The sequence below is a fragment of the Pantoea sp. Lu_F5_004 genome, assembly GCF_051136245.1.
GTDB classification, from domain to species: domain Bacteria; phylum Pseudomonadota; class Gammaproteobacteria; order Enterobacterales; family Enterobacteriaceae; genus Pantoea; species Pantoea agglomerans.
This window is the reverse complement of sequence record NZ_CP194946.1, coordinates 3,210,400-3,234,305: the sequence shown is the minus strand read 5'-3', so window position 1 is coordinate 3,234,305 and position 23,906 is coordinate 3,210,400. Positions and strand designations below refer to the sequence as shown.

Sequence of the window (23,906 nt, the reverse complement as noted above, 5' to 3'; positions counted from 1 at the left end):
ACGCATCAGGTGATTATATGTCACGAACAATTGGATTAAGTAGTCCTGCTATGCCCTTGCTACTTGGGGAACCTGCTTTAGTCATCTCAAAGCTGGTTGGTGAGGAGGCACTTTCCTTACTTTATTCATACCTGGTGACTGCAAAGACACCTGCGAACCCGCTTATCCCCTGGCAGGCGGCATCGAATGTTGATTTAAAAGCATTAATCGGCAAAGAGATGAGCGTTGAAATTGAACTGGATGGCAATGGGCTTGGGGATCTTCTCAATATAGGTAAAAACGTCCGTGAAATAACCGGGATTGTGCAGAAAGCTCGCTATGTCGGACGTGACGGTAATCAAGCGTTATATGAAATCTGCCTTCGTCCCTGGCTTCATCTCGCAGAGTTAACCGCGGATTATAAGATTTTTCAGCAAAAATCCGTAGTTGATATTATTGATGAGGTGCTGGCGGATTATAGTTTCACTTATGAAAAGCGACTGGCAGGAAGTTATCCTCTACTCGATTTTCAGGTTCAGTATGGTGAAACTGATTTCGATTTCATTGAACGTTTAATGGAAGAGTGGGGGATTTATTGGTTTTTCGAACACAGTGAAAAAAGCCATAAGCTGATTCTGGTAGATAACGTAGGTACGCATAAGCGTTTCACCAGCGAGGCTTACCATGTCATTCAGTATGCGCCTGATCGCCCAAAAATGGACCAGGAATATATTAGTCAGTTCCATTTTGAGGAAACGATTACCTCCGGTAAATGGGTCACGAACGATTATGATTTTACTAAATCGCGCGCGGACATTATGGCGATTGACAGTAAACCGCGTAAGACCAGTTTCAATCAGATGGAGATTTTCCACTGGCCAGGTGATTACGAGCAACCTGCTATTGGCGAGCAACTGGCGCGTGTGCGAATGGAAGAGCGCGGCGCACTCGGTTCCCGCTGCAACGGTTCCGGTGAGTTACGTGGTATCGCCTGCGGCTGCGTATTTGAACTGGTCAACTACCCGGTAGAAAAAGCCAATCGTGAATATATGATTCTGCGCAGTAAGCTTGAAGTTGAAGAGATCGCCCAGCTGACATCAACGGATGAGTTTCGTTACACATGTCACTTCACTGTGCAACCGACCACTAAGATTTACCGTCATCCGATGATCATCGAAAAGCCAAAGACCAGTGGCCCTCAGACGGCAATTGTCGTTGGTCCGGAAGGTGAAGATATCTGGACTGATGAGTATGGTCGCGTGAAAGTGCGCTTTTTATGGGACCGTTATGGTCAAAACCGTGAGTCAGACTCCTGCTGGATGCGAGTGAGTCAGGCCTGGGCAGGCAATAACTTTGGCGGCATTTATATTCCGCGAGTGGGACATGAAGTGATTGTTGACTTCATTAATGGCGATCCAGACAGACCACTGATAACCGGAAATCTCTATAACAATGTCACTATGCCGCCCTGGGAGCTGCCGGTCAACGCAACGCAAAGTGGTCTTATCAGCCGTACGGTTGGCGGGGGACGCAGCAACTACAATGGCATTCGCTTTGAAGATAAGCCCGGGCAGGAAGAGTATTGGGAGCAGGCTGAGCGGAATATGACCCGCTTAACAAAGCAAAACGAAGAACAAACCATAGGCCTAAATTCCAGTGTCAATGTAGGGGTATCACGCAACCTGTTCGTAGGCGGCAACTACATGTCTGACGTAATTGGTAATAGTAGTGCGCTGGTGGGTGCTTCGCTTGGCATTCAGGTCGGTGGCAGTCAGTCAGACAGCGTCGGCGGCGCAAAAGGGATCAACGTCGGGGGGGCCTTCATGACAAATGTTGGTGGTTACCACTCTGTTTCTGTCGGTGGAGCCAGTTCAATGGTTGCTGGCGGCGCATTGATGCAGACGGCTGGTGGCGCGATGACGCTGACCGCAGGCGGTGAACTGGTGATTTCAGCGAAGAAAATAAAAATCATTGGATCCAGTCAGGTGATAATTCAGGGCGGGGAAGTTGATATTAACCCGGGAGATAGTTGCTGCGACAGTTGTGGTGGGGGCGGAGGAGGAGGCGGTGCCATGGTGGGGTTGCCAGGATTGCCAATGATTAGGTCATTGATGGGCGTGACTATTCCGCTTCCGGACTTACCTATTCCGACTGATGAACCGACACCGGAACCAACACCGGCACCAACACCGGCACCAACGCCGGCACCAACGCCGACACCAACAGGTAGCCAGGAGATTGAACCTTAAGCATTTAGTTAACTAAGAGCAAAACAAGGTTCTCTTTTTTTGTGATTCTGAACAGGAGAAATAACAATGCAAAATGCAGCAAGGATAGGTGACGCCACCGCACATGGCGGCGTTTTATGTTCCGGTTCGGGTAATGTCTTTATCAACGGCCAGCCTGCTGCAATGGCTGGAGCAAGCGTAGCGCCATGTGCAATTGGCCACGGAGCTGCTCCCGTGGCATCGGGGTCGGGCACGGTTTTCATTAACGGTATGCCGGCAGCGCGATTAGGCGATGTCACGGGTTGCGGTGCGGTGGTTGTTTGCGGCTCACCAAGCGTATTTATTGGCAGTTAATGTTGTGAACATTCATTTTGAATGGCCGCCACGACGGCAACCGGTCTCGCTTGTCCGCAACCTCATTCAGGGCAATGCTGCGACATTTGATGTGCTCGCTGGCGCATTTGACGTACACAGTGCTCATGCTGGCCACGACGCTATCATGTTTTACTGGCACATGACCCGGCTGGTGATGATGAATTTGTGTTCGCGTTGCGTCTGCCGTCTGGATGACATTGACGTCGCCTATGGAAGTATTCATCCATTACGCGAATCAAGCCGAATTCAGGCTGGACACTTCAAAATGAGCGTGATCAGCGATGCTCAGTTAGCGCATAACGAGCCACTAACATATGGTTCTTATTCAAGCGATAGCCGGGGAGCTGATAGTCCGATTCATGACGTTGAAGATATCCTGCCTAATAAAGGTAATTACATTAATGATCTTCGTTACCTAAATAACGTCATTCTAACGCAGGATAAAGAGGTCGACATTCTGAAAATGCTGGCGGTGGAATATAAGCGATTCCTGATCTGGCAGCAGCAGGATAATGGCGGTGTTATTGATGTTCAACCTCAGAAAACGCGCATTATCAGGACGGATGCTCATTTCGAACATATCCGGGAGAAGATAAAAGAGAAAACGTTAACGGAATGTATCGTGGATAGCGATTCATTGATTGAAAAAGCGTTATCGGAACTGGGAATGGACGAACAGTGGAACGAACTCTTTACCGAAGAGGAAAAAACCGATCTGCTTCATGCACTCTCACCGGAAGTTAGTGTTATGCAAGGCAGAGATAATATATCAGAGTTGGTGTTTCAGGATTTGCGGAAAATAGGCCTGGACACGCATTATTAATTTAAGGAATTAACATCATGCAAGATTTTACCTCATTGACTCAGGCGCTTAAAACAGCACCGCTTGATGAAATACTTACCAGGGTTTCAGCGCAGGTTAAATCCCATCCTCAGGATATGAAAGCCCGTGACATTCTATTCAAACTCTACTGTATTGATGGGGCGTGGGATAAAGCACTGATGCAGTTACAGACGATGGCGTTGCTGGATAGTGAACTGAAAAAACAGACTGAACTCTACAAGAATCTGGTGTTTAGTGAAGTTCAGCGGCAACAAGTGCTGACTGGCGAACGTCAGGCCGCAACCCTGAAAGGCGAAATGCCTGGCTGGATGTTAAAAATTCATCAGGCCAATTCGGAGCACTATCAGGGTGAGTCTGAACAGGCTCTGACCTTACGCGAAGAGGGGTTTGAGCAAGCGCCTGAGAACGCCGGCAGGAGCGAAACGTTGGGGGAATTTTCCTGGATAGCGGATAGCGACAGCCGACTGGGGCCGATATGTGAGTTTATTTGTGCCGGTGGATACCGCTGGGTACCCTACGCCGGGATCCAGCGCCTGAATCTCCGCCAGCCTGAAGATCTTCTGGACCTGCTCTGGCTACCCGCCGAGGTTAACGTAGAAGGAGAAACCTACTATGGTTATGTTCCAGCACGCTATCCGGTGGCGAAAAACGACTCACAGGAGATCAAGCTTGGCTTGAAAACGGAATTAGAGAAGTTGTCTGAGATGGTGTTAGCGGGAAGTGGAAGGAAAGTACTGCTGACAGACCTTAGTGAACAGGCGATCACGGAAGCAGGCGACATTGTTTTCAAATAAAAATAGCGACATGCTGCTACGTTATCCACCGACTTTGCTGGAGCGTCTTCAGGATGATGAACCTAAAAGTGTTCACGATCGCCTCAAGCCCGTTGATATGAGAACAATGCGAAGCATTGTGCAAAAAGATCTTACCGATCTGATTAATCACAGCAATATGGAGGCGAAATTACACGAAAATAAACATGGCCCTATCATTAAATCTGTCCTCAACTATGGCATCTCAGCACTGATGGGGTCGCAGGAAAATAGCCATAGCTGGAGTGTTATTGAGCAAAAGATTCGAAAAGCCATTCTTTATTTTGAACCAAGGATAATTCCTGAGACGCTGGTTATTCGTTCCTTACAGAAAGGGGATGACATGGTCAGGCATGCTGTTATTGCTGTGGAAATTCGGGGGCTAATACACTGGAAACCTAAGCCGATCGATTTGTGTATGAGTGGAAGATATGATTTTGAATCTGAAAAGGTTGCCCTTAGCATTTTGTGATAAAGATGAGGCTGTTGTCGTTGCGTTATATTATAAATAGCTCAATTTAACAACTGTTGGCATATGAGACTATTGCTGCCGGGCGCTCATTTTTTTGAGCGCCTGGCTTAAATTCATTCTCATTTTGTTATGATCTCGCAGGATTGATTTTCGCTTTATGGAGCAAAACACCAGATAGAATTTATTTCTTTATTTTTAACGCTGCTTTTTTTGTTTTTCCTGGTTTTTAAATCCAGTTATTGTCTTTATTGTGACGTATTTGAACGTGGCTTTCATTACGGATATACTCTCTTCGTTGTCAATTGATGACAAAATGAAGGAATTAGTGAGACCTTTAAAGTATTCAAAAGTTATTTTTCTTTTAATTAATTTTTATTTGCCGGTTTTATCCTCTTTATAGTGGGTATGTTGTGCCGTCTCATAATCTATATAGTCTTATGATAAATGTTAAGCATGGGTGTTGAATATGTTAAATATCTTATTAGTGGATTATGATTTCTATCACCGAAAGGGTCTTAGCACGTTGATTTATAATCAACTGGCTAAAAAAGGGAAAGAACGTGTTTGTTTTTTATTACCCTCGCAGAATGATAATCAGGGTGTTGCCGATATCATTTTCCGAAATGATATGGTTACCATTTATATAGAAGACAAAAATAAGAGATGTACCACAGCGGAAACGTTAGAACAATCGCCAGGTAAGATTACCATCCATGTCCCATTTACCCTAAGAAATCAGCCGCTTAATGTTGTATCTCAGAAGATAAAAAAGATAGTTGAGATCGCCAGTTCTGACTATAGAGAACTGGCTAACAAAGAAGATGTGTGCTGGAGGCTAGGCCTGAAGCAGCATACGCAGCTTTCTGATACTGAAAATCACGTGATGGTTATGATCGGCCATGGTTATGACAGTAATCATATATCTAAAATAATGAAACGTTCGAAAAAAACAATCAGTACTCACTATCGTAACGCGAGTCGTAAAATCGGCATGTCAAATAGAGCTGAGTTTTATCGATTCGCTTCATTTATTGCAAGTTGTAGAAGAGAGGAAAGAAACACAATTTGTTTGTAACGTGAACCATCAAAAGGGATTAGTGATGAAAAAAATAGCGAAGAGCAAATGGAAGTCAGGCTTACCATTTAAGAAAAAAATTTATTTCCTGTCAGTTAGCCTTTTAATGTGTGGCAATGCATTTGCCACGAATACAGACTCCATCATTGCGAATGGTACTGAACGTACGATTCAGGAATCAACGTTTGAAAATGGAACAAACGGTGCTTATATCATTCAGGCCAAAAAAGGGGCTGTTATCACGGCCCGTCAGGTTGAGTTGAACAGCTCCGGCACGCTCGGTGGCGGCCTCTGGATAGAGAATAGCCAGCTCAACGCTCAGGATCTCAATATCAACGTGGCTGGTAGTTCGGGTACCGGGCTCTATCTGGCGAATGAAAGCACAGCAAGCCTTACTAACTTCAATGTCTATGGGACCAGCAGTGCTATCGGTATGGTGCTTGACGGCACCTGGTCAGTGCCTCAGGGACATGTATCGGCAGAGATAACGGACGGAACCGTGGCGACCAACGAGGGTGACGCTTTTCGTATTACGGCGGGCGAACTGACACTGAAGAATATCACGGCCACTACCCTGGGCAGCAGCAGTTATGCCGTTAACGCCAATGCCAGTGCCAATGTAAAGATTGACGGCGGAAGTTTTACTACTCAGGGTTTATACAGTGATGCCATCTGGGTCGCCTCAGCGGATTCTTCAGTAACATTGAATAATGCCAGTGTCTCTACTGCGGGTAACCGCGCCAGCGCTATTAATGCCCAGCTAGGCAATGCCTATGCCACAAACAGCATTTTAAAGACGCAGGGGGAAAATGCTTATGGACTTTATACCCAAAAGTTCATTCAGGGCGAGGCACTGACGATAACGACTGCGGGTACCGGCAGTGTGGGTCTGTTTAGCGCATTGGGCGGCCAGGGAGTATTGAATAATAGTATCATCTCAACCGATGGCGAGCTGGCTGCGGGTCTTGCTGCCTGGCCGGGTTCAGCTATTACGGCAGACAATGTCCAGATTGAAACGACGGGTATGCAGGCATTCGGTTTATGGGCACGTGCTGGTTCACTGGCTGTCAGCAACAGTGAGATCTCTACATCAGGGGAGGCAGCCAGCGGTCTCTATGCCGATGGATACTCTTCTTCGCTGAAAAGCACGGTATCGCTTGATAACGTTACGCTGACTGCCAGTCAGGCCCCGGCCATTCAGGCAGAAACGACGAATTTATCTTTGGTCGCTAAAGATTCAACGCTGACCGGTGGAAATGGCCAGTTACTGAGTGTTGCAAACTATGTGGATACCCTCGATCCCGCCAGCAATCTATACAGTAATGTGACGTTCGAGGCGGTCAATAGTAGGCTAAATGGCAATGTCGATGTGACTGATCCTCTTAACACGGTAGCGGTCAGCCTCTTTTCCGGTACTGTTCTGACCGGTGCCGTAAACAATGCGACGTCACTGTCTCTCGATAGCACCAGCCAATGGAATATCAGTAACAGCTCAAATGTTGGCCAGCTAACAAATAACGGAACGATCATTTTTTCTAACACTGACAGCTTCAATAGCCTCACCATCACCGGCGATTATGCGGGTGATGGCGGCCTGCTGGTCATGAATAGTGTATTGGGAGATGACGCATCTCCGACCAATACGCTAATAGTGGGCGGTGACGTTCTTGAGGGAACGACCAGCGTCACTATCAATAATCTGGGGGGGTATGGTGCGCAAACTGTCGAAGGCATTGAAATTGTTGATGTAGCCGGTACATCGATGGGCCGCTTTATCAAATCAGGGCGTATCGTTGCCGGAGCTTACGACTATGACCTGATCAAGAAAGGTGAAAGCTGGTATCTGACCAGCCAGTCCACGGCAGAAGAAGCTGATGCAAATCGCACAGTGCCAGAAGAGAGTATCGATGTGTCTTCATCGCCTGAGTCACAAGAGACAGCCGTTGTTCACCCCGAGGCGGGAAGCGATACAACAAAACCGTCAGCCGTTGTCCGTCCCGAAGCGGGAAGTTACACAGCAAACCTGGCGGCAGCGAATACAATGTTTATGATGACGCTGCATGATCGATTAGGAGAGACACAATTTATTAATGCAATTACAGGCCAGCCGGAAGTCACCAGCCTGTGGTTACGTCAGATTGGGGGGCACAACAAATGGCGGGACGGCAGCGGCCAGCTGAAAACACAGAGTAACCGCTATATGACACAGATAGGGGGGATGTGGCACGCTGGAGTACAAGCGGTGCAGATCGCTGGCACGTCGGTTTCATGGCAGGTTATGGCAATAACAAAAGTGCAACAGAAAGTCAGGCAAGTCGCTACCGGTCAAGGGGGGAAATTAAAGGTTACAGCATCGGTAGTTATGCGACTTGGTACGCTAATCGGGACGATCATTCAGGTGCCTGGCTGGATAGCTGGCTGCTGTATAGCTGGTTTGATAATGAAGTGAAAGGGCAAAATCTGGCAGCTGAAACGTATAAATCCCATGGTTTTACAGCCTCGCTGGAAAGCGGTTACGCATGGAAGGTGAGTGAGTTCCAGGGAAGTCAGGGGTCTGTCGGTCAATGGTTTATTGAGCCTCAGGTACAGGCTGTGTGGATGGGGGTCCGGGCCGATAATCACCGCGAGGAGAATGGTACACGCATTCGCGGGGAAGGTGATGGCAACTGGATGACCCGACTTGGCATCAGGACCTGGCTTAAAGGCCATCACGCAAGCGACGAAGGCAGGCAGCGTGAGTTCCAGCCCTATCTTGCGTTAAACTGGCTGCATAATAGCCGCAATTTCTCTACAGATATGAATGAGATTCGGGTGAGCCAGAAAGGGGCGAAAAATCTTGGAGAAGTTAAAGTCGGTCTGGAGGGGCAACTCAATCCGCGACTCAATCTTTGGGGTAATATTGGCGTTCAGGTTGGTGATGAGGGGTATAATGATGCCGCCGCGCTAATCGGGTTGAAATATAATTTCTAAGCGTAGTGAAAAAGTTATTTCACCTTGTTTAGGCCGATTAAAAATCAATCGGCCTTTCATTTTTTGTTTACCGCTTTCTGTATTCAGTGCGCCTCCGTTCAGAGACCACCGCATCAATCCTTCTGCACAGTCATCTCCCCGCGCCAGATGCCCGCCTGCACTTCTTCACGATCTTCACGGGCGATAAAGCGATAGCAGCCTGCCGCCAGACCGGCGCCAATAAACCAGCTGAAGTTCGCCACCTGATGCAGGGAAGGGATAAAGCTAATCACCAGGCAAATCGCCACCGATGGCAGTAGTGCGCCAATCGCTTTAGGGTTAAAGCCACCGCGATACCAGTAACGGCCTGCTGGCGTATCGTTAAACAGATCGTCGACCGAGATACGTCCACGTTTAATCAGATAGAAATCGGTCAGCAGAATCCCGAACAGCGGCCCGATAAACGATCCCAGCACATCCAGCGTGTAGTGAATCAGCTCAGGAGACTGGAACAGATTCCACGGCGTTAACAGCACCGATCCCACCGCGGCGATCATCCCGCCGGTACGGAAACTGATTTTCTGCGGTGAACAGTTAGAGAAGTCAAAAGCGGGTGAGACGAAGTTCGCCACGATATTGATGCCAATAGTGGCGGTAATCATGGTCAGCAATCCAATCGCGACCGCCAGATCGTTGCCGACCATGCTCACGGTTTCGATCGGATCGGTAATCATTTTGCCAAACAGCGACTGGGTGCCCGACACAATCACTACCGTCACCACGGAGAACAGCAGAAAGTTAAACGGCAGTCCCCAGCGGTTGCCGCGACGGATCTCTGACATGCTTTTGCCGTAGCGTGAGAAGTCACCGAAGTTCAGCAGCGGTCCGGAGAAGTAAGAGACCACCAGCGCCGTCGCCGTAATCATCTGCCACGTCTGCTCGCCTGCGGTAAGCGATTTGCTGGTGAGGGTAAACGAGATCCCATCGAAGCCGGTCTTGTATACAATCCAGCCCGCCAGCGCCACCATCACCACATAGACCGCCGGTCCGGCGATATCAATAAACCGTTTGATGGCGTTCATGCCATGCCAGAACACCATTGCCTGCAGTAACCACATAATGCCGAAGCAGCACCAGCCCAGCAGCGAAAGACCAAGCCAGTGCGGCACGGTCATCGACGTCAGCGACGGCGCGAACTTCAGCAGTACCAGCATCAGCGCATTCGCCGCGAGATAGGTCTGGATACCATACCAGGCGAACGCTATCAGGCCGCGTATCACCGCCGGGATATTGGCACCAAACACCCCAAATGCCTGACGGCAGATCACCGCATAGGGTACGCCCGCCATCTGGCTCGGTTTCGCCACCAGATTCGCACAGATCTGCACGATGCAGATCCCCGCCAGCAGGCAGAGCAGCACCTGCCAGCTGGCTAATCCCAGCGTGAAGAAGCTGGCGGCCACCACATAGCCGCCCATGCTGTGCACATCCGACATCCAGAAAGAAAAAATGTTGTACCACGACCAGTTCTGATCGCGAGTCGGTGCCAGGTCGTCGTTACAGAGCCGAGGGCTGTAACGGGCGTTGGCTTCAGAGGCCGTGCTGGCCACCGTTGATTGATTTGGCATGAAACCTGCTCCTCTACCCGAGAGTGGAATGAATAATCTGGTAAGGCGGTATTGCAGGATCCAGGCCAGATCTCTTTCCTTGTATACAATATTTATTTTTCACGTATACGATATGTGGCGTACAGTAAGTGACCGGAGCGGGTAATGATGAGTAAAACAGGACAGCGAGACGCCACCAGGCTGCAGGATAAAGATGAAGGGATTTACCAGGCGTTGATGAACGCCATTGTTGAGCATCAGCTGCCGCCGGGCAGTAAATTGCCGGAAGAGGCGCTTTCCGGGGTCTTCGGTGTGAGCCGCACCGGCATCCGCAAAGTGCTGCAACGCCTCGCGGCGGTGCAAATGGTCACCCTGACGCCCAAACGTGGTGCGCAGGTCTCCACACCCGGCGTTGAAGAGGCGCGGGATATCTTCTCAACCCGCAGTTTAATGGAGTGCGCTAATCTGCCAGCGGTACTGGCCCATCTGCAGCCCCCGCATCTGGTGGCGCTGGAGCAGCTCATCGCGCAGGAGAATCAGGCGCACGCCGATCATGATGGCCCGGCAGCCATCCGGCTGTCAGCGGCGTTTCATATACAGTTGCAGGCGATCTCCGGAAATCAGGTGCTCACCGGCATGGTGACCAGCCTGACGCAGCGATCATCGCTGGTGATCGCCGCCTATGGCGCACCCTGGCAGCGTGGCTGCCGCTGTGACGATCATGCGAATCTGCTTCAGTTACTGCGCGCGCGTGCGCTGCAGCCGCTGACGCAGGCGCTACAGCATCACTTCGAGCACATCGTCTCCAGCCTGCACTTCGAACGCAGCGGGGAAACGCTGCCCGACTTTTCCCGACTATTTGCCGCAGGCTCTGGAGCTGCCTCATGAGCCTGATTCAGGTTATTAACCCTAATACCAGCCTGGCGATGACCGAAACTATCGGTCAGGCCGCGCGTGCAGTCGCCGCACCGGGCACCGAAATTCTGGCTGTTTCGCCGTCGCAGGGCGTACCCTCCATTGAAGGGCACTTCGATGAGGCGATCGCCGCCATCGGCGTGCTGGAGCAGATTAAACTGGGCAGAGCGCAGGGCGTCAGCGGCCACGTCATTGCCTGCTTTGGCGATCCGGGTTTACTGGCGGCACGCGAGCTGGCCAGCGGACCGGTGATCGGCATCGCGGAAGCGGCGATGCATACCGCCACGCTGCTGGCGACGCGTTTCTCTATTGTCACCACGCTGCCGCGCACCCTGGTGATTGCGCGTCATCTGCTGCTGCAGTATGGCTTTACCCATCACTGTGCCGCACTGCATGCCATCGATCTGCCGGTACTGGCGCTGGAAGATGGCAGCGGTCTGGCGCAGGAAAAAGTACGGCAGCGCTGTATACAGGCGAAGCGGGAAGATGGCAGCGGGGCGATTGTGCTGGGTTGTGGCGGGATGGCGACGCTGGCCGGGGAGCTGACCCGGGAGCTGGGACTGCCAGTCATCGATGGCGTCAGCGCGGCGGTGAAAATGGTAGAGTCGCTGGTGGCGCTTGGTTTTGGCACCAGCAAACATGGTGATCTGGCCTGGCCTTTGCAGAAACCTCTCTCAGGTGCGTTTCAGCATCTAAACTAACGGAACTTTCCCGAATCAAAACAGGTGGAGTGATGACTGACGCTGCAGAGAAGAAAGAGTACAGCTTTAATAAAAACTATCCGCGCGATTTAATCGGTTATGGCGCTCATCCACCGCACGCCGCCTGGCCCAACAACGCCCGTGTGGCGGTGCAGTTTGTTCTGAACTACGAAGAGGGCGCAGAAAACAGCGTGCTGCACGGCGACACCGGCTCAGAGCAGTTCCTCTCCGACATCATCGGGGCAGCCAGCTATCCCGATCGCCACATGTCGATGGAGTCGCTGTATGAGTACGGCTCACGCGCCGGTTTCTGGCGCATCCACAACGAATTCCAGAAACGCGGTCTGCCGTTAACGGTTTTCGGCGTGGCGATGGCGCTGGCGCGTCATCCGGAAGTCGTCGAGGCAATTAAACAGGCTGACTACGATGTGGTCAGTCACGGCTGGCGCTGGATCCACTATCAGGGCATGGATGCAAAAACCGAACGCCAGCATATGCAGCAGGCGGTCGATGTGCTGGTCGATCTGTTTGGAAAAGCGCCGACCGGCTGGTACACCGGCCGCGACAGCCCGAATACCCGGCGGCTGGTGGTGGAGCAGGGCGGTTTCAGCTATGACAGTGACTACTACGGCGACGATCTGCCTTTCTGGACCCAGGTCACCTGTCAGGATGGTACGGTTAAACCGCACCTGATTATCCCCTACACCCTGGAGTGCAATGACATGCGCTTTGCCTCGCCGCAGGGATTTAATACCGCCGAACAGTTCTTCACCTATCTGCGCGACAGCTTCGATGTGCTGTATGAAGAGGGTGAAACCGCACCGAAGATGATGTCGATCGGTATGCATTGCCGCCTGCTGGGTCGTCCTGGCAAATTCCGCGCGCTGCAGAATTTTCTCGATCATATCCAGCAGCATGAGGATGTCTGGATCTGCACCCGTCAGCAGATCGCTGACCACTGGATCAATACGCATCCGGCACCTTAAGCCGGTTCCGGCGCTCGCCCCGCCTTGATCGGGCGAAGCGCCGGACGATGTCAGCTCATCAGGCTGACCTGCGCCGCCACGATACACCAGCCGTGTGGCATGCGTACCCAGGTCTGCTGCTGGCGGCCAATTTTATCGCTGCCAGTGCGGGTAAATTCGGTGCTGCAGACCGCATAATCCTCGCCAAAGGTGGTGATCACGGTGTTTCGCAGCGTCCGGTTCAGCCCGGCTGAAGGACGCGCGGCGCGGAAGGCCCGAATCTCATCAATGCCATACAGATTCTCACCCGCGCCGAGACGCACGGTTCGCGGGTCGTGCCAGAACAACGCATCCAGTTCGGCCACGTCATTGCTGACCAGCGCCTGCTCGTAGCGGTAAAACTGCGCCGTCACCTCGGTGACCACCTGCGGTAAATTAATCTCTCTGTTCATCAGGCTCCAGCCATATTGATTTGCGGTATCGTCATGCCGCGTTGTTCCAGTTCCCAGGCGGCACGTAACACCGCCTCTTCATTAAACGGACGGGCGATAAGCTGTAATCCAATCGGCAGACCGTTTCGGGTCGCCAGCGGCACGGTACAGACCGGCAATCCCAGAAAGGAGATTGGCTGCGTCAGCATACCCATGCTCGCCTTAGCGGGCAGCGATTCCCCCTGAATCGACAGGGTCTGCTGACCGATAGTGATCGCGCTGCAGGGTGTCGCCGGCGCTATCAGCACATCAAACCGATCAAACAGCGGCAACACCTGCTGCTGGAAATGGCGGCGGAAACGCTGCGCCTGCACGTACCAGGCACCTGGCATCATGGCACCGGCCAGCAGACGCTCGCGTGAATTAGGTTCAAACTGCTCAGGCATCTGGCGCAGGGCGGGCAGATAGTGATTGCCGCCTTCTGCCGCGGTCATGATAAACGCCGCCGAGCGTGCCAGCTCAGCGTCCGGCATCAGCACCTCTTCCTGTGCATCAAGTGCAGCCGCGACCACCGCGACGGCAGCGCGGGCATCCTCATCGCACCAGCGGGCAAAAAAGCCACCCAGTACGCCGCAGCGCAAGCCTTCGCTGCCCTGTGACAGCCCCGGTAGCGTCGCGGCCAGCGGGTGAGCGGCCTGAAACGCATCGGTAGGGTCTGCGCCCTGCAACAGATCATATACCAGCGCCAGGTCTTCAACCCGTCGCGCCACAGGACCGATGTGATCGAGGCTGGCAACAAACGGATGGCTGCCGCTGCGTGACAACCGGCCAAAGGTCGGCTTAAGACCAAAAATACCGCACAGCGACGCGGGCACCCGAATGGAACCGTTGGTGTCGGTGCCCAGCGAAAAGTGGACCAGACCGGCGGCCACGGCAGCCGCCGAACCGCCTGACGAGCCGCCAGCCACACGGCTGAGATCGCGCGGATTGTGCGTCGCGCCGTAGTGACTGTTTTCGGTGGTAAAACCATACGCGTAGGCATCCATGTTCAGCATGCCCGACAGCAGCGCACCAGAGCGACGCAGTTTATCGACGGCAAACGCATCTGCACGTGCCGCAGGCCGATCGCTGAACAGGCTGGCACCGGCCAGGGTAGTGTGCCCCGCCACATCAAACAGGTTTTTTACCGCATACGGGATGCCCGCCAGCGGTGGCAGGGTTTCGCCGCGCTGCCGCTGCGCATCAATCGCACTGGCTTCTTTTAACATGCGCGGCCCGGTCATTTCCGTCCAGGCATTCAGCGCCGGATTGTGCTGCTCAACCGCCTGCAGCGTCTGCTTTGCCACTTCCAGCGCACTGATTTCACCCTGCTGAATCGCCTGCTGCAGGGTCTGAATCGAAACGTCACCTAATCTCATGCCTGGTATACTCCTGCCACTTCAAGCCGGTCATCCAGCGGAAACGCCATCAGCGGCGCGGCCATCTCCGCGATACGCGACAGCTGGATCAGCAGTTCAGCGCGGCGGGCGTCATCCAGTTCCAGTTGCAGTATCTGCTCCATATGGCCGATGTAGCTGGCCCAGTCGTGTTGATTCATGATTCGCTCCTGTTAAAAACCGGCGGCGCTGCCGTTACTGCGTGGATCGCTTGCGCCCTCAAACATGCCGTTGCTGTGGCGCACAATGGCGCCCGCATGGCCCACGGATTCGCTGAAGTCCGGCAGCAGCTCCACTTCATGTCCCCACAGACGCAGCATCAATACCGTTTCGTCGTCAAAACGACCTTCCAGTTTCAGCGAGTCTGATGATTGCCCCCAGGTCCGGCCCAGCAGCCAGCGCGGCGAACTGACCGCCTGTTGTAACGGCAAGCCCTGAATTACATGGCGGGTAAAAATCGCCGCCTGAGTCTGCGGCTGACCATCCCCGCCCATCGCGCCATACACCAGCGTCCGGCCATCTTTCAGCCGTGCGGCGGCAGGATTCAGGGTATGAAACGGCTGCTTACCGGGTGCCAGGGCCAGCTGATGGTCGGGATCGAGGCTGAAAGCGGCGCCACGGTTCTGCCAGGTGATACCCGTGCCGGGCAGCACCACACCGCTGCCAAATTCGTGATAAATGCTCTGAATAAAGGAGACGGCCAGACCGCTGCTGTCCATCACGCCCATCCAGACCGTATCGCCCGGCCCGCGTCCGTTACCCCATGCCGCGGCCTCACCATCGGTGATCTGGCTGGCGAGCGTGGCAAGGTGATCGCTGTCCAGCAGCGCCTGCAAATCTTCCGTGACGTGACGCGGATCGGTGATGTGTTTGTCGCGCAGCGCAAACGCTTTTTTGGTGGCTTCCACGATACGGTGCACCGTCTGCGCATCGTCAGCCTCCGCCATCTCCAGCCGATCGGTGATGCCCAGGATCGCCAGCGACACCATGCCCTGTGTTGGCGGGGTGATATTCCAGATATCACCTTCGCTGTGGGAGAGATGCAGCGGCGTCGTGCGGCGGGCGCGATGCTGCTGCAGATCGGCCAGCGTCACCGGCATGCCCAGCGTAGCCATCCCATCGGCCATATGGTGAGCCAGCGTGCCGCGATAAAAGCTCTCGAGCCCCTCTTCAGTAAGCTGGCTCAGGGTGTTTGCCAGGGCGGGCTGGGTAAAACGGCTGCCTGGCTGCGGCACGTTGCCGTCAGGCATAAAGGTGGCGCTGAAGCCGGGCTGATGCTGCAATTCACTGCGGAACGTCGCGGTGGCGGCGCTCTGTGAGGCGGTCACCGGAATACCGTCGGCGGCGTAGCGAATCGCATCGCGCAACAGACGTGCCAGCGGCAGCGGTGGGGTGCCCATCTCAGCCGAGAGATTCAGTGCCTCCTGCCAGCCGCTGACCGTACCGGCCACGGTCAGTGCCGCTTTCGGCCCGCGATGCGGAATCTTAGGGTGATCGGCGTAGAAATCGTGATGAGCCAGCGAACCGGCTGCGCCGCTGGCGTCGATAGCGACAGGATCGCCGCCGGGCGGCAGAATCAGCCAGAAACCATCACCGCCCAGTCCATTCATATGCGGGTAGACCACGGCGATGGTCGCGGCAGCGGCCACCATCGCTTCAATGGCATTACCGCCATCACGCAGTACCGCGAGTGCGCTTTCACTCGCCAGATGGTGTGGCGTCACCGCCATACCCTGCGGGGCCATATTGCTTTGAATCATCTTTTTCTCGTTCTTCGGGTAACAGAACCCATATCAAAGCAAGAGCTGTTCCAGTTTTCACCCTCAGCTGACAATGCGCCGGTTAACCTGGCGTAAATTGTGCTAGCTTCTGCTGAAACAAAAGTTACAGGACGGGTTATGAAACAGCTTGATGAACGACTCAGAAGTCACTATCCCCAGCTCTCTCCGCAGGAGCAGCGCATTGCCGACTTCGTGTTTGACCACTTCGATGACCTGATCAGCTACAACAGTGCCGAGCTGGCGCGGCTCAGTGGCGTGTCGAAAGCCACTGTCAGCCGGCTGTTTAAGCGTCTGGGCTATGAAAAGTACAAGGATATGCGTGATGAGCTACGCATCCTGCGCCAGAGCGGCATGCCGCTGACCGATAATCGTGATGCGGTGCAGGGCAATACGCTGCTGGCGCGACACTACAAGCAGGAGATGGCTAACCTGACGCAGTGGGTGAACAGTCTGGATGCCCGGCACTTTAATGAGGTTATTCAGCAGCTGGCGCAGGCAAAACGCGTCTTTATCATCGGCATGCGCAACGCCTATCCGGTGGCGCTGCATCTGCGGCAGCAGCTGGTGCAGGCGCGTTCGCAGGTACATATCCTGCCGCAGCCGGGCCAGACGCTGGCTGAGGAGCTGGTGGATATTACGCCGGAGGATATGGTGGTTGTGATGGCCTTCCGTCGTCGTCCCCGCATCATTCGCCCGCTGATGCAGCAGTTGCAGGCGGCCGGTATCCCGCTGCTGGCGCTGTGTGAGCCGCAGGCGCAGACGGTGATTGCGCTGGCGCGCTGGCAGCTCTGTACGCCGCTGGACAGCGTTTCCGCCTTCGACAGTTATGGCTCAGCCATGAGTCTGGTTAACCTGATTGCCAATGCACTGCTGCATGAAATGCTGGCGCAGGGACGCCAGCGCATTCATCAGATCGCCGACCTTTATCAGCAGTTTGACGAGCTGGAGCACCGCTAACAGGCACCGTTTTGGTGCTTTGCCCCATTTCAGAACAGACTTTACCCCCGGCGTAGTCGTCCCGATTACGCCAGATTTCAGCTGAATGCTTTGCCGCTTAACCCTTTTTCTGTAGCCGTCCGGGTTGGCACATTAGTTGCAGATTGCATCTCAAAGAATCTTTTGTTTCACGTTAATCTCACCGGGGTGCATAATGAAAAAAGTTTTGATGGCGGTTGCGACAGCGGCATTACTGATGGCACAAGCGGGAAGCGCGCTGGCCGATCAACTGCAGGACATCCAGAAACGCGGCGTCATTCGCATCGCCGTGCCGCAGGATTTCCCGCCGTTTGGCTCGGTTGGTACCGATCTGCAGCCGCAGGGGTATGACATCGACACGGCCAGATACCTGGCAAAGCAGATGAAACTTAAGTTGCAGCTGGTGCCGGTCAGCAGTGCCAACCGCGTGCCTTATCTGCAAACCGACAAGGTCGATCTGGTCATCTCCAGCATGGGTAAAAATGCCGAGCGGGAAAAAGTGATCGACTTCACCCGCGCCTATGCGCCGTTCTTCCTGGGCGTATTCGGGCCGAAAGGCGATGAAATCAAAGCGGCGTCTGCCCTGAGCGGCAAATCGATTGGCGTGACGCGCGGTGCGGTAGAGGACATGGTGCTCAGTGACGTTGCGCCGAAAGATGCACAGGTGAAACGCTACGAAGATAACAACACTACCTTGTCTGCGTATCTCTCCGGTCAGGTGCAGTATGTGGCGACCGGCAACCTGGTGGTCGCCGCCATTGCCCGCCAGAATCCGGCCAAAGCGCCGGTGGCGCAGTTTATGCTGAAAGATTCTCCCTGCTATATCGGCCTGAAGAAAGATGAGCCTGCACTGAAAGCGAAAGTGAATGCGCTGATTGAGCAGGGCATCAAAGATGGCACTCTGAATAAACTATCAGAAGAGTGGCTGAAAGCACCGCTGCCCGCCAACCTCGGCGCCTGAGGAAAGATTCATGACCGGGCAACTTAACTTTCCCGCCCTGTGGCCCTACTGGCCGGAGCTGCTCTCCGGTTTGTGGGTCACCATTCAGCTGACGGTGCTGGCGACCACCGGTGGCGTGGCGCTCGGCATTGCGGGCGCGGCGCTGCGCAGTGGCAGACCCAGCTGGATGAGCCGCCTGTGGGGCATCTATGTCGAGCTGATCCGCAATACGCCGTTTGTGGTGCAACTGTTCTTTATCGTTTTCGGTCTGCCTGCGCTGGGGCTGAAACTCACTGCTGGCGAGGCGGCGCTGCTGGCGATGCTGATCAACCTCGGAGCGTATAGCACCGAGATCATTCGTGCCGGAATACAGGTGACACCCAAAGGGCAGTGGGAAGCGGGACGGGTGCTGGGATTAACCCGCAGCCAGACGTTTCTGCGGGTGGTCTTGCCGCCCGCACTGCAGCGTATTTACCCGGCCCTGGTGAGTCAGTGCATCATCGTGATGCTGGGGTCGTCGGTGGTGTCGCAGGTCTCCTATGAGGAGCTGACCTTCGCCGCCAACCTGATCCAGTCGCGCACCTTCTTAAGTTTTGAGGTCTATCTGGTGACCACGCTGATCTACCTGGCGTTGTCGATTGCGATGCGCCATCTGCTGCTGGCGATTGGCCGTAAATGGTTTGGAGTGCAGCCATCATGATGACGACCTTTACCGACTGGGACATCCTGCGCAACCTGCTGCTGGCGGCACGCTGGACCCTGTTGCTGTCGCTGGTGGCCTTTGTCGGCGGCACGCTGGTGACGCTGCCGCTGTTGTTTATGCGCCTGCTGCAACGCAAATGGTTAACGCGGCTGGTACGCGGTTACACCGCGCTGTTTCAGGGCACGCCGCTGCTGATGCAGCTGTTCCTGGCGTTTTTCGGCGTCGGCCTGTTCGGCATTGATGTTGCGCCGTGGACGGCGGCCTCGCTGGCGCTGACCTTCTACACCAGCGCCTTTCTGGTCGATATCTGGTACGGCAGCATCCGTGCCCTGCCAAAAGGCCAGTGGGAAGCGTCGCGCTGTCTCGGCCTGACCTTTGGTCAGACGCTGTGGCGGGTGGTTGCGCCGCAGGCGATCCGCATTGGTATCGCGCCGACGGTGGGGTTTGCTGTCCAGGTGATCAAGGGCACCGCGCTGGCGTCAATTATCGGTTTTATCGAGCTGACCAAAGCGGGCACCATTCTGAACAACGTGACCTATCAGCCGTTTAAAGTCTTTGGGCTGGTGGCGCTGGGCTACTTCCTGATGTGTTATCCGCTGTCTCGCTACAGCCAGTATCTGGAGAAAAAATTCAATGCCGCTCATCACCATTAATCAGGTGCAAAAATATTACGGCGACAACCATGTGTTGAAAGGCGTGGATCTGGATATCGACATGGGCGAGGTGATCTCAATCATCGGTCGCAGCGGATCGGGCAAAAGCACGCTGCTGCGCTGCATGAACGGGCTGGAAGGCTATCAGGAGGGCAGCATCAAGCTCGGCGGTATGACGATTACCGATCGTGACTCGCAGGCGCGTGAAATCAGCCGCTCGGTCGGGATGGTATTTCAGAGCTTCAACCTGTTCCCGCACATGACTGCACTGGAGAACGTGATGCTGGCGCCGCGCCGGGTGCTGAAAAAAAGCGAGGCCGAGTGCCGGGCGCTGGCGGCGCAGATGCTGGAGAAGGTCGGGCTGGGCGAGCGTCTTAACTACTATCCTGCCAGCCTCTCCGGCGGTCAGCAGCAGCGCGTGGCGATCGCCCGTGCACTGGCGATGACGCCGAAAGTTTTACTCTGTGATGAGATCACCTCCGCGCTCGATCCCGAGCTGGTGGGCGAAGTGCTTAAAGTTCTGGAGCAGCTGGCGTCAGAAGGAATGACGCTGATCCTCGTCACGCATGAAATGAGCTTCGCCCGCGACGTGGGCGATCGTGTGGTCTTTATGCATCAGGGGCGCGTCTGGGAGCAGGGCGACAGTAAGACGCTGTTTGCTCAGCCGCAGTCACCGGAGCTGAAGCAGTTTATCTCTTCGGTTCGCCTCTGATTCTGAAAAAGGAAATTACGATGGATATCAATCACTACCCGCAACTTAACCCGCCACAGCGTCTGCTGATGGGGCCAGGACCGATCAATGCCGATCCACGCGTGCTGCGCGCCATGTCGAGTCAGTTGCTGGGGCAGTACGATCCCGCGATGACCCACTACATGAATGAAGTGATGGCGCTCTATCGCGGCGTGTTTCGCACAGAGAACCGCTGGACGTTGCTGATTGACGGCACCTCTCGCGCCGGTATCGAATCGATTCTGCTGTCATCGATCCGGCCTGGCGACAAAGTGCTGGTACCGGTGTTTGGCCGCTTTGGTCATCTGCTGTGCGAAATTGCCCGCCGCTGTCGGGCGGAAGTGCACACCATTGAAGTGCCGTGGGGCGAAGTCTTTACTCCCGACCAGATTGAAGATGCGATCAAAAAAGTGCGGCCGCGCCTGCTGCTGACCGTGCAGGGCGATACCTCAACCACCATGCTGCAGCCGCTTGAGCAGCTGGGGGCGATCTGCAAACAGTATGGCGTGCTGTTCTACACCGATGCCACCGCGTCGCTGGCGGGTAACGCGCTGGAAACGGACGCCTGGGGGCTTGATGCCGTATCCGCGGGGATGCAGAAATGCCTGGGCGGTCCATCAGGCACCTCGCCGATCACGCTGAGCGCAGAGATGGAAGCGGTGATCCGCAAACGCAAATGCGTAGAGCAGGGGATCCGCACCGAGGCGCATCAGGATGGCGAAGAGGAGATGATCTACTCCAACTATTTTGATCTCGGCATGATCATGGATTACTGGGGGCCGGAGCGGCTCAACCACCATACCGAAGCGACCAGCGCGCTGTTTGGCGCGCGCGAGTGCGCCCGTCTGATCCTGCAGGAGGGGCTGGACAACGGCATCGCCCGTCACAAACTGCACGGTGAAGCATTGCTGAAAGGCATTCAGGGGATGGGGCTGGAAACCTTCGGCGACCTGAAACACAAAATGAACAATGTGCTGGGCGTGATGATCCCGTCCGGCGTAAACGGCGATCAGGTGCGCAAACTGATGCTGGAAGATTTCGGCATTGAGATTGGCACCTCGTTTGGCCCGCTGCATGGCAAGGTGTGGCGCATCGGCACCATGGGTTATAACGCGCGCAAAGATTGCGTGATGCAGACTCTTTCCGCGCTGGAAACGGTGCTGACCTATGTCGGCTATCGCACGCCGCAGGGTGCCGCCGCGCAGGCCGCCTGGGATCACTACGGGAGCCACGCATGATGATGAGCGCCAGCGAAGCCCTGGCCGCTGCACAGCGCGTTATGGCGCGCTGCGATGCGCTGGCAGCGATCAGCGAAACAGCCGAGGGGCTGACCCGCGTCTACCTCTCACCCGAACATCTGCGCGCCAACGCCTGTGTCGGTGAGTGGATGCAGGCGGCGGGGATGCAGGTGTGGCAGGATGAGGTCGGCAATATCTGTGGGCGCTACGAGGCGGCAGAAACGGGTGCACCCGCGTTACTGCTTGGCTCGCATCTCGACACGGTGCGCAACGCCGGTCGCTATGACGGCATGCTGGGCGTGCTCAGCGCGATTGAAACCGTGCAGTGGCTTAACGAACATCAGCGCCGCTTACCGCTGGCGATTGAAGTCATTGGCTTTGGCGACGAAGAGGGCACCCGTTTTGGTATTACGCTGCTCGGCAGCCGTGGTATTACCGGCAGCTGGCCGCAAAGCTGGGTGACGCATCCTGACGGTAACGGCATTACCGTGGCGCAGGCGATGGCGGATGTCGGGCTCGACAGCGACAAGATCGCATCTGCGGCGCGGCGGGTTGAGGATATCGTCGGTTATCTTGAACTGCACATCGAGCAGGGCCCCTGCCTGGAGCAGGAGGATCTGGCGCTCGGTGTGGTCACGGCCATCAACGGTGCGCGCCGCCTCAACTGCCGTTTCACCGGAGAAGCGGGCCACGCGGGCACGGTGCCGATGACCCACCGCAAAGATGCGCTGGCTGCCGCTGCCGAGTGGATGGTGTTTATCGAGCAGACCACCCGTGAGCAGGACCCGCAACTGGTCGCCACCGTCGGTACGATAAACTGCGCGCCGGGGGCGGTAAATGTAATCCCTGGCGAGGTATCGCTGTCGCTGGACGTGCGCGGTCCGCTGGACAACCCGCTGGAGACACTGCTCTCCAGCCTGTTAACCCAGGCGGAGGCGATTGCGCTGCGGCGTGGACTCCGCTTTGAGTCGAACGAATATTATCGCATCGGTGCCACCGCCTGTGACTCCGCGCTGCAGCAGGCGCTGAGTCATGCGGTGGAAACGGTGCAGGGTCGCAGCCTGTCACTGCCGAGCGGCGCCGGGCACGACGCCATCGCTATCGCTGAACGCTGGCCGGTCGGCATGTTATTTGTGCGTAACCATCGCGGTATCAGCCACCATCCGGCGGAGTCCGTCGCGGTGGCTGATGTGGCGCCCGCGCTGCAGGCTTATTTACAGGCGGTCTCGCTGATTGCTGAACGGAGCTGAACATGGAATTAGCCGCATTTAATCAGCTGTCGGCTGACGAGGCGCAGGCGGCCATCCGGCATTGTGTCGCCATCCCGCACTGGCAGCAGTCGCTGGTAGCGGCCCGGCCTTTTGACACCCTGGATGCGTTACGGGCAACCGCCGATGCACTGGCCCGCCAGTGGCAGCAGCCTGAGCTGGAGGCAGCACTGTCGGCGCATCCGCGCATCGGTGAACGTGCGAACGGCGCGGATAAAGAAGCGGCACTTTCACGCGGAGAGCAGTCCGCCATGCAGCAGGCCGACAGCGCTTTGCAGCAGGCGATGCAGCAGGGGAATCAGGCGTATGAAGCCCGTTTTGGCCGGGTGTTTCTGATTCGCGCTAAAGGGCGCAGCGGCGAGCAGATGCTGGCAGAGTTGCAGCGTCGGTTGCAGAATAGCGATCCTGCCGAGCAGCAGGAGGCGCTGGATCAGCTGCGTGAAATTACCCTGTTACGCCTGAAGGAGACGATTCAATGAGTACTGTTACCACCCATATTCTGGACACTTCGCTGGGCAAACCGGCCACCGGTGTAGCAATTTCACTTGAGCAGAACAGCCCGGAAGGGTGGTTTCCGATTTCACAGGGTGAAACCGACAGCGACGGGCGTCTGAAAGATCTCACGCCCGAGCCGCTGACGCCGGGCCACTACCGTTTAACGGCAGAAATCGGCGACTATTTTGCCGCCGCTGGTCGGGATGCACTCTACGTCAGCGCGCAGATCGATTTTATGATTGCCGAAGCGGGCAGTCATTTTCATCTGCCGTTTCTGATTTCGCCCTGGTCGTGGTCAACCTATCGCGGCAGTTAATGGGCGGGCTGACTGCCC

Annotated in this window: 23 protein-coding genes and 1 pseudogene; 19 read left to right on the top strand and 5 right to left on the bottom strand. The window is 55.1% G+C overall.

What is annotated here, in order from left to right; all coding sequences use genetic code 11:
* Positions 1-17 precede the first annotated feature (17 nt).
* The 7 genes and pseudogenes from ACR8BN_RS15160 to ACR8BN_RS15130 all read left to right on the top strand — a co-directional run bounded on the left by ACR8BN_RS15160 (position 18) and on the right by ACR8BN_RS15130 (position 8,755).
* A complete protein-coding gene (locus ACR8BN_RS15160) occupies positions 18-2,228 on the top strand; it encodes a type VI secretion system Vgr family protein (protein ID WP_434747075.1) in 2,211 nt (736 codons plus the stop codon).
* A 66-nt stretch (positions 2,229-2,294) separates the two neighbouring features.
* Entirely contained in the window at positions 2,295-2,561 is a 267-nt protein-coding gene (locus tag ACR8BN_RS15155; RefSeq protein ID WP_031590415.1) for a PAAR domain-containing protein, read from the top strand.
* Complete coding sequence (locus tag ACR8BN_RS15150; RefSeq protein ID WP_434747074.1) at positions 2,500-3,405, top strand: TagK domain-containing protein; 906 nt, start codon at positions 2,500-2,502, stop codon at positions 3,403-3,405. The genes ACR8BN_RS15155 and ACR8BN_RS15150 overlap by 62 nt, the downstream gene beginning before the upstream one ends.
* Positions 3,406-3,422: 17 nt before the next feature.
* Positions 3,423-4,220 carry a type VI secretion system accessory protein TagJ gene (locus tag ACR8BN_RS15145; protein WP_031590413.1) on the top strand — a complete coding sequence of 266 codons (798 nt, stop codon included), beginning with the start codon at positions 3,423-3,425 and terminating at the stop codon, positions 4,218-4,220.
* A complete protein-coding gene (locus ACR8BN_RS15140) occupies positions 4,207-4,710 on the top strand; it encodes a type VI secretion system baseplate subunit TssE (protein ID WP_050491306.1) in 504 nt (167 codons plus the stop codon). Before ACR8BN_RS15145 ends, ACR8BN_RS15140 begins: the two co-directional genes overlap by 14 nt.
* A gap of 466 nt (positions 4,711-5,176) precedes the next feature.
* Positions 5,177-5,785, top strand: a complete 609-nt coding sequence (locus ACR8BN_RS15135) for a helix-turn-helix domain-containing protein (RefSeq protein WP_163841875.1) — start codon at positions 5,177-5,179, stop codon at positions 5,783-5,785.
* A gap of 25 nt (positions 5,786-5,810) precedes the next feature.
* A pseudogene (locus ACR8BN_RS15130) lies at positions 5,811-8,755 on the top strand (autotransporter outer membrane beta-barrel domain-containing protein).
* A gap of 113 nt (positions 8,756-8,868) precedes the next feature.
* Here the strand turns inward: ACR8BN_RS15130 and ACR8BN_RS15125 are convergent.
* On the bottom strand, positions 8,869-10,362 hold the full coding sequence (locus ACR8BN_RS15125; RefSeq protein WP_434747073.1) for an NCS1 family nucleobase:cation symporter-1: 1,494 nt from the start codon (positions 10,360-10,362) through the stop codon (positions 8,869-8,871).
* Between the two features lie 144 nt (positions 10,363-10,506).
* On the opposite strand from ACR8BN_RS15125, the gene ACR8BN_RS15120 reads away from it, so the two are divergent.
* The 3 genes from ACR8BN_RS15120 to puuE are packed head-to-tail and all read left to right on the top strand — an operon-like array spanning position 10,507 to position 12,943.
* Complete coding sequence (locus tag ACR8BN_RS15120; protein ID WP_039389518.1) at positions 10,507-11,229, top strand: GntR family transcriptional regulator; 723 nt, start codon at positions 10,507-10,509, stop codon at positions 11,227-11,229.
* On the top strand, positions 11,226-11,957 hold the full coding sequence (hpxA, locus tag ACR8BN_RS15115; protein ID WP_039389520.1) for an allantoin racemase: 732 nt from the start codon (positions 11,226-11,228) through the stop codon (positions 11,955-11,957). The genes ACR8BN_RS15120 and hpxA overlap by 4 nt, the downstream gene beginning before the upstream one ends.
* A 32-nt stretch (positions 11,958-11,989) precedes the next feature.
* Positions 11,990-12,943 carry an allantoinase PuuE gene (puuE, locus tag ACR8BN_RS15110; RefSeq protein WP_010255138.1) on the top strand — a complete coding sequence of 318 codons (954 nt, stop codon included), beginning with the start codon at positions 11,990-11,992 and terminating at the stop codon, positions 12,941-12,943.
* Positions 12,944-12,993: 50 nt separating this feature from the next.
* Here the strand turns inward: puuE and hpxZ are convergent, their stop codons facing one another.
* The 4 genes from hpxZ to ACR8BN_RS15090 are packed head-to-tail and all read right to left on the bottom strand — an operon-like array spanning position 12,994 to position 16,549.
* Positions 12,994-13,374, bottom strand: coding sequence for an oxalurate catabolism protein HpxZ (hpxZ, locus tag ACR8BN_RS15105; protein ID WP_010255141.1), 381 nt, complete (start codon positions 13,372-13,374; stop codon positions 12,994-12,996).
* The gene (locus tag ACR8BN_RS15100; protein ID WP_434747072.1) at positions 13,374-14,771 is read right to left on the bottom strand and encodes an AtzE family amidohydrolase; all 1,398 of its coding nucleotides are present in this window, start codon (positions 14,769-14,771) and stop codon (positions 13,374-13,376) included. The genes hpxZ and ACR8BN_RS15100 overlap by 1 nt, the downstream gene beginning before the upstream one ends.
* Positions 14,768-14,950: an oxalurate catabolism protein HpxX gene (hpxX, locus tag ACR8BN_RS15095; RefSeq protein ID WP_003852562.1), complete on the bottom strand. Its 183-nt coding sequence runs from the start codon at positions 14,948-14,950 to the stop codon at positions 14,768-14,770. The genes ACR8BN_RS15100 and hpxX overlap by 4 nt, the downstream gene beginning before the upstream one ends.
* Before the next feature lie 12 nt (positions 14,951-14,962).
* A complete protein-coding gene (locus tag ACR8BN_RS15090) occupies positions 14,963-16,549 on the bottom strand; it encodes a gamma-glutamyltransferase family protein (RefSeq protein WP_434747071.1) in 1,587 nt (528 codons plus the stop codon).
* A 138-nt stretch (positions 16,550-16,687) separates the two neighbouring features.
* Here ACR8BN_RS15090 and hpxU point away from each other — a divergent pair, with 138 nt between their 5' ends.
* From hpxU to uraH, 9 genes are all read left to right on the top strand, one after another.
* On the top strand, positions 16,688-17,527 hold the full coding sequence (hpxU, locus tag ACR8BN_RS15085) for a MurR/RpiR family transcriptional regulator HpxU (protein WP_010255152.1): 840 nt from the start codon (positions 16,688-16,690) through the stop codon (positions 17,525-17,527).
* Between the two features lie 193 nt (positions 17,528-17,720).
* Positions 17,721-18,506, top strand: coding sequence for a transporter substrate-binding domain-containing protein (locus ACR8BN_RS15080; RefSeq protein ID WP_031590403.1), 786 nt, complete (start codon positions 17,721-17,723; stop codon positions 18,504-18,506).
* A gap of 10 nt (positions 18,507-18,516) precedes the next feature.
* On the top strand, positions 18,517-19,185 hold the full coding sequence (locus ACR8BN_RS15075; protein WP_010255155.1) for an amino acid ABC transporter permease: 669 nt from the start codon (positions 18,517-18,519) through the stop codon (positions 19,183-19,185).
* Positions 19,185-19,841, top strand: a complete 657-nt coding sequence (locus ACR8BN_RS15070; RefSeq protein ID WP_031590401.1) for an amino acid ABC transporter permease — start codon at positions 19,185-19,187, stop codon at positions 19,839-19,841. The genes ACR8BN_RS15075 and ACR8BN_RS15070 overlap by 1 nt, the downstream gene beginning before the upstream one ends.
* Positions 19,822-20,553 (top strand): amino acid ABC transporter ATP-binding protein, encoded by a 732-nt coding sequence (locus ACR8BN_RS15065; protein WP_010671147.1) that lies wholly within the window; start codon positions 19,822-19,824, stop codon positions 20,551-20,553. Before ACR8BN_RS15070 ends, ACR8BN_RS15065 begins: the two co-directional genes overlap by 20 nt.
* 20 nt (positions 20,554-20,573) lie before the next feature.
* Entirely contained in the window at positions 20,574-21,809 is a 1,236-nt protein-coding gene (locus tag ACR8BN_RS15060; protein WP_010671148.1) for a pyridoxal-phosphate-dependent aminotransferase family protein, read from the top strand.
* Positions 21,806-23,059, top strand: coding sequence for an allantoate amidohydrolase (gene hpxK / locus ACR8BN_RS15055; protein WP_039389535.1), 1,254 nt, complete (start codon positions 21,806-21,808; stop codon positions 23,057-23,059). The genes ACR8BN_RS15060 and hpxK overlap by 4 nt, the downstream gene beginning before the upstream one ends.
* A 2-nt stretch (positions 23,060-23,061) precedes the next feature.
* Positions 23,062-23,556, top strand: coding sequence for a 2-oxo-4-hydroxy-4-carboxy-5-ureidoimidazoline decarboxylase (uraD, locus tag ACR8BN_RS15050; protein ID WP_045140747.1), 495 nt, complete (start codon positions 23,062-23,064; stop codon positions 23,554-23,556).
* On the top strand, positions 23,553-23,888 hold the full coding sequence (gene uraH / locus ACR8BN_RS15045; RefSeq protein ID WP_193585289.1) for a hydroxyisourate hydrolase: 336 nt from the start codon (positions 23,553-23,555) through the stop codon (positions 23,886-23,888). Before uraD ends, uraH begins: the two co-directional genes overlap by 4 nt.
* Positions 23,889-23,906 lie beyond the last annotated feature (18 nt).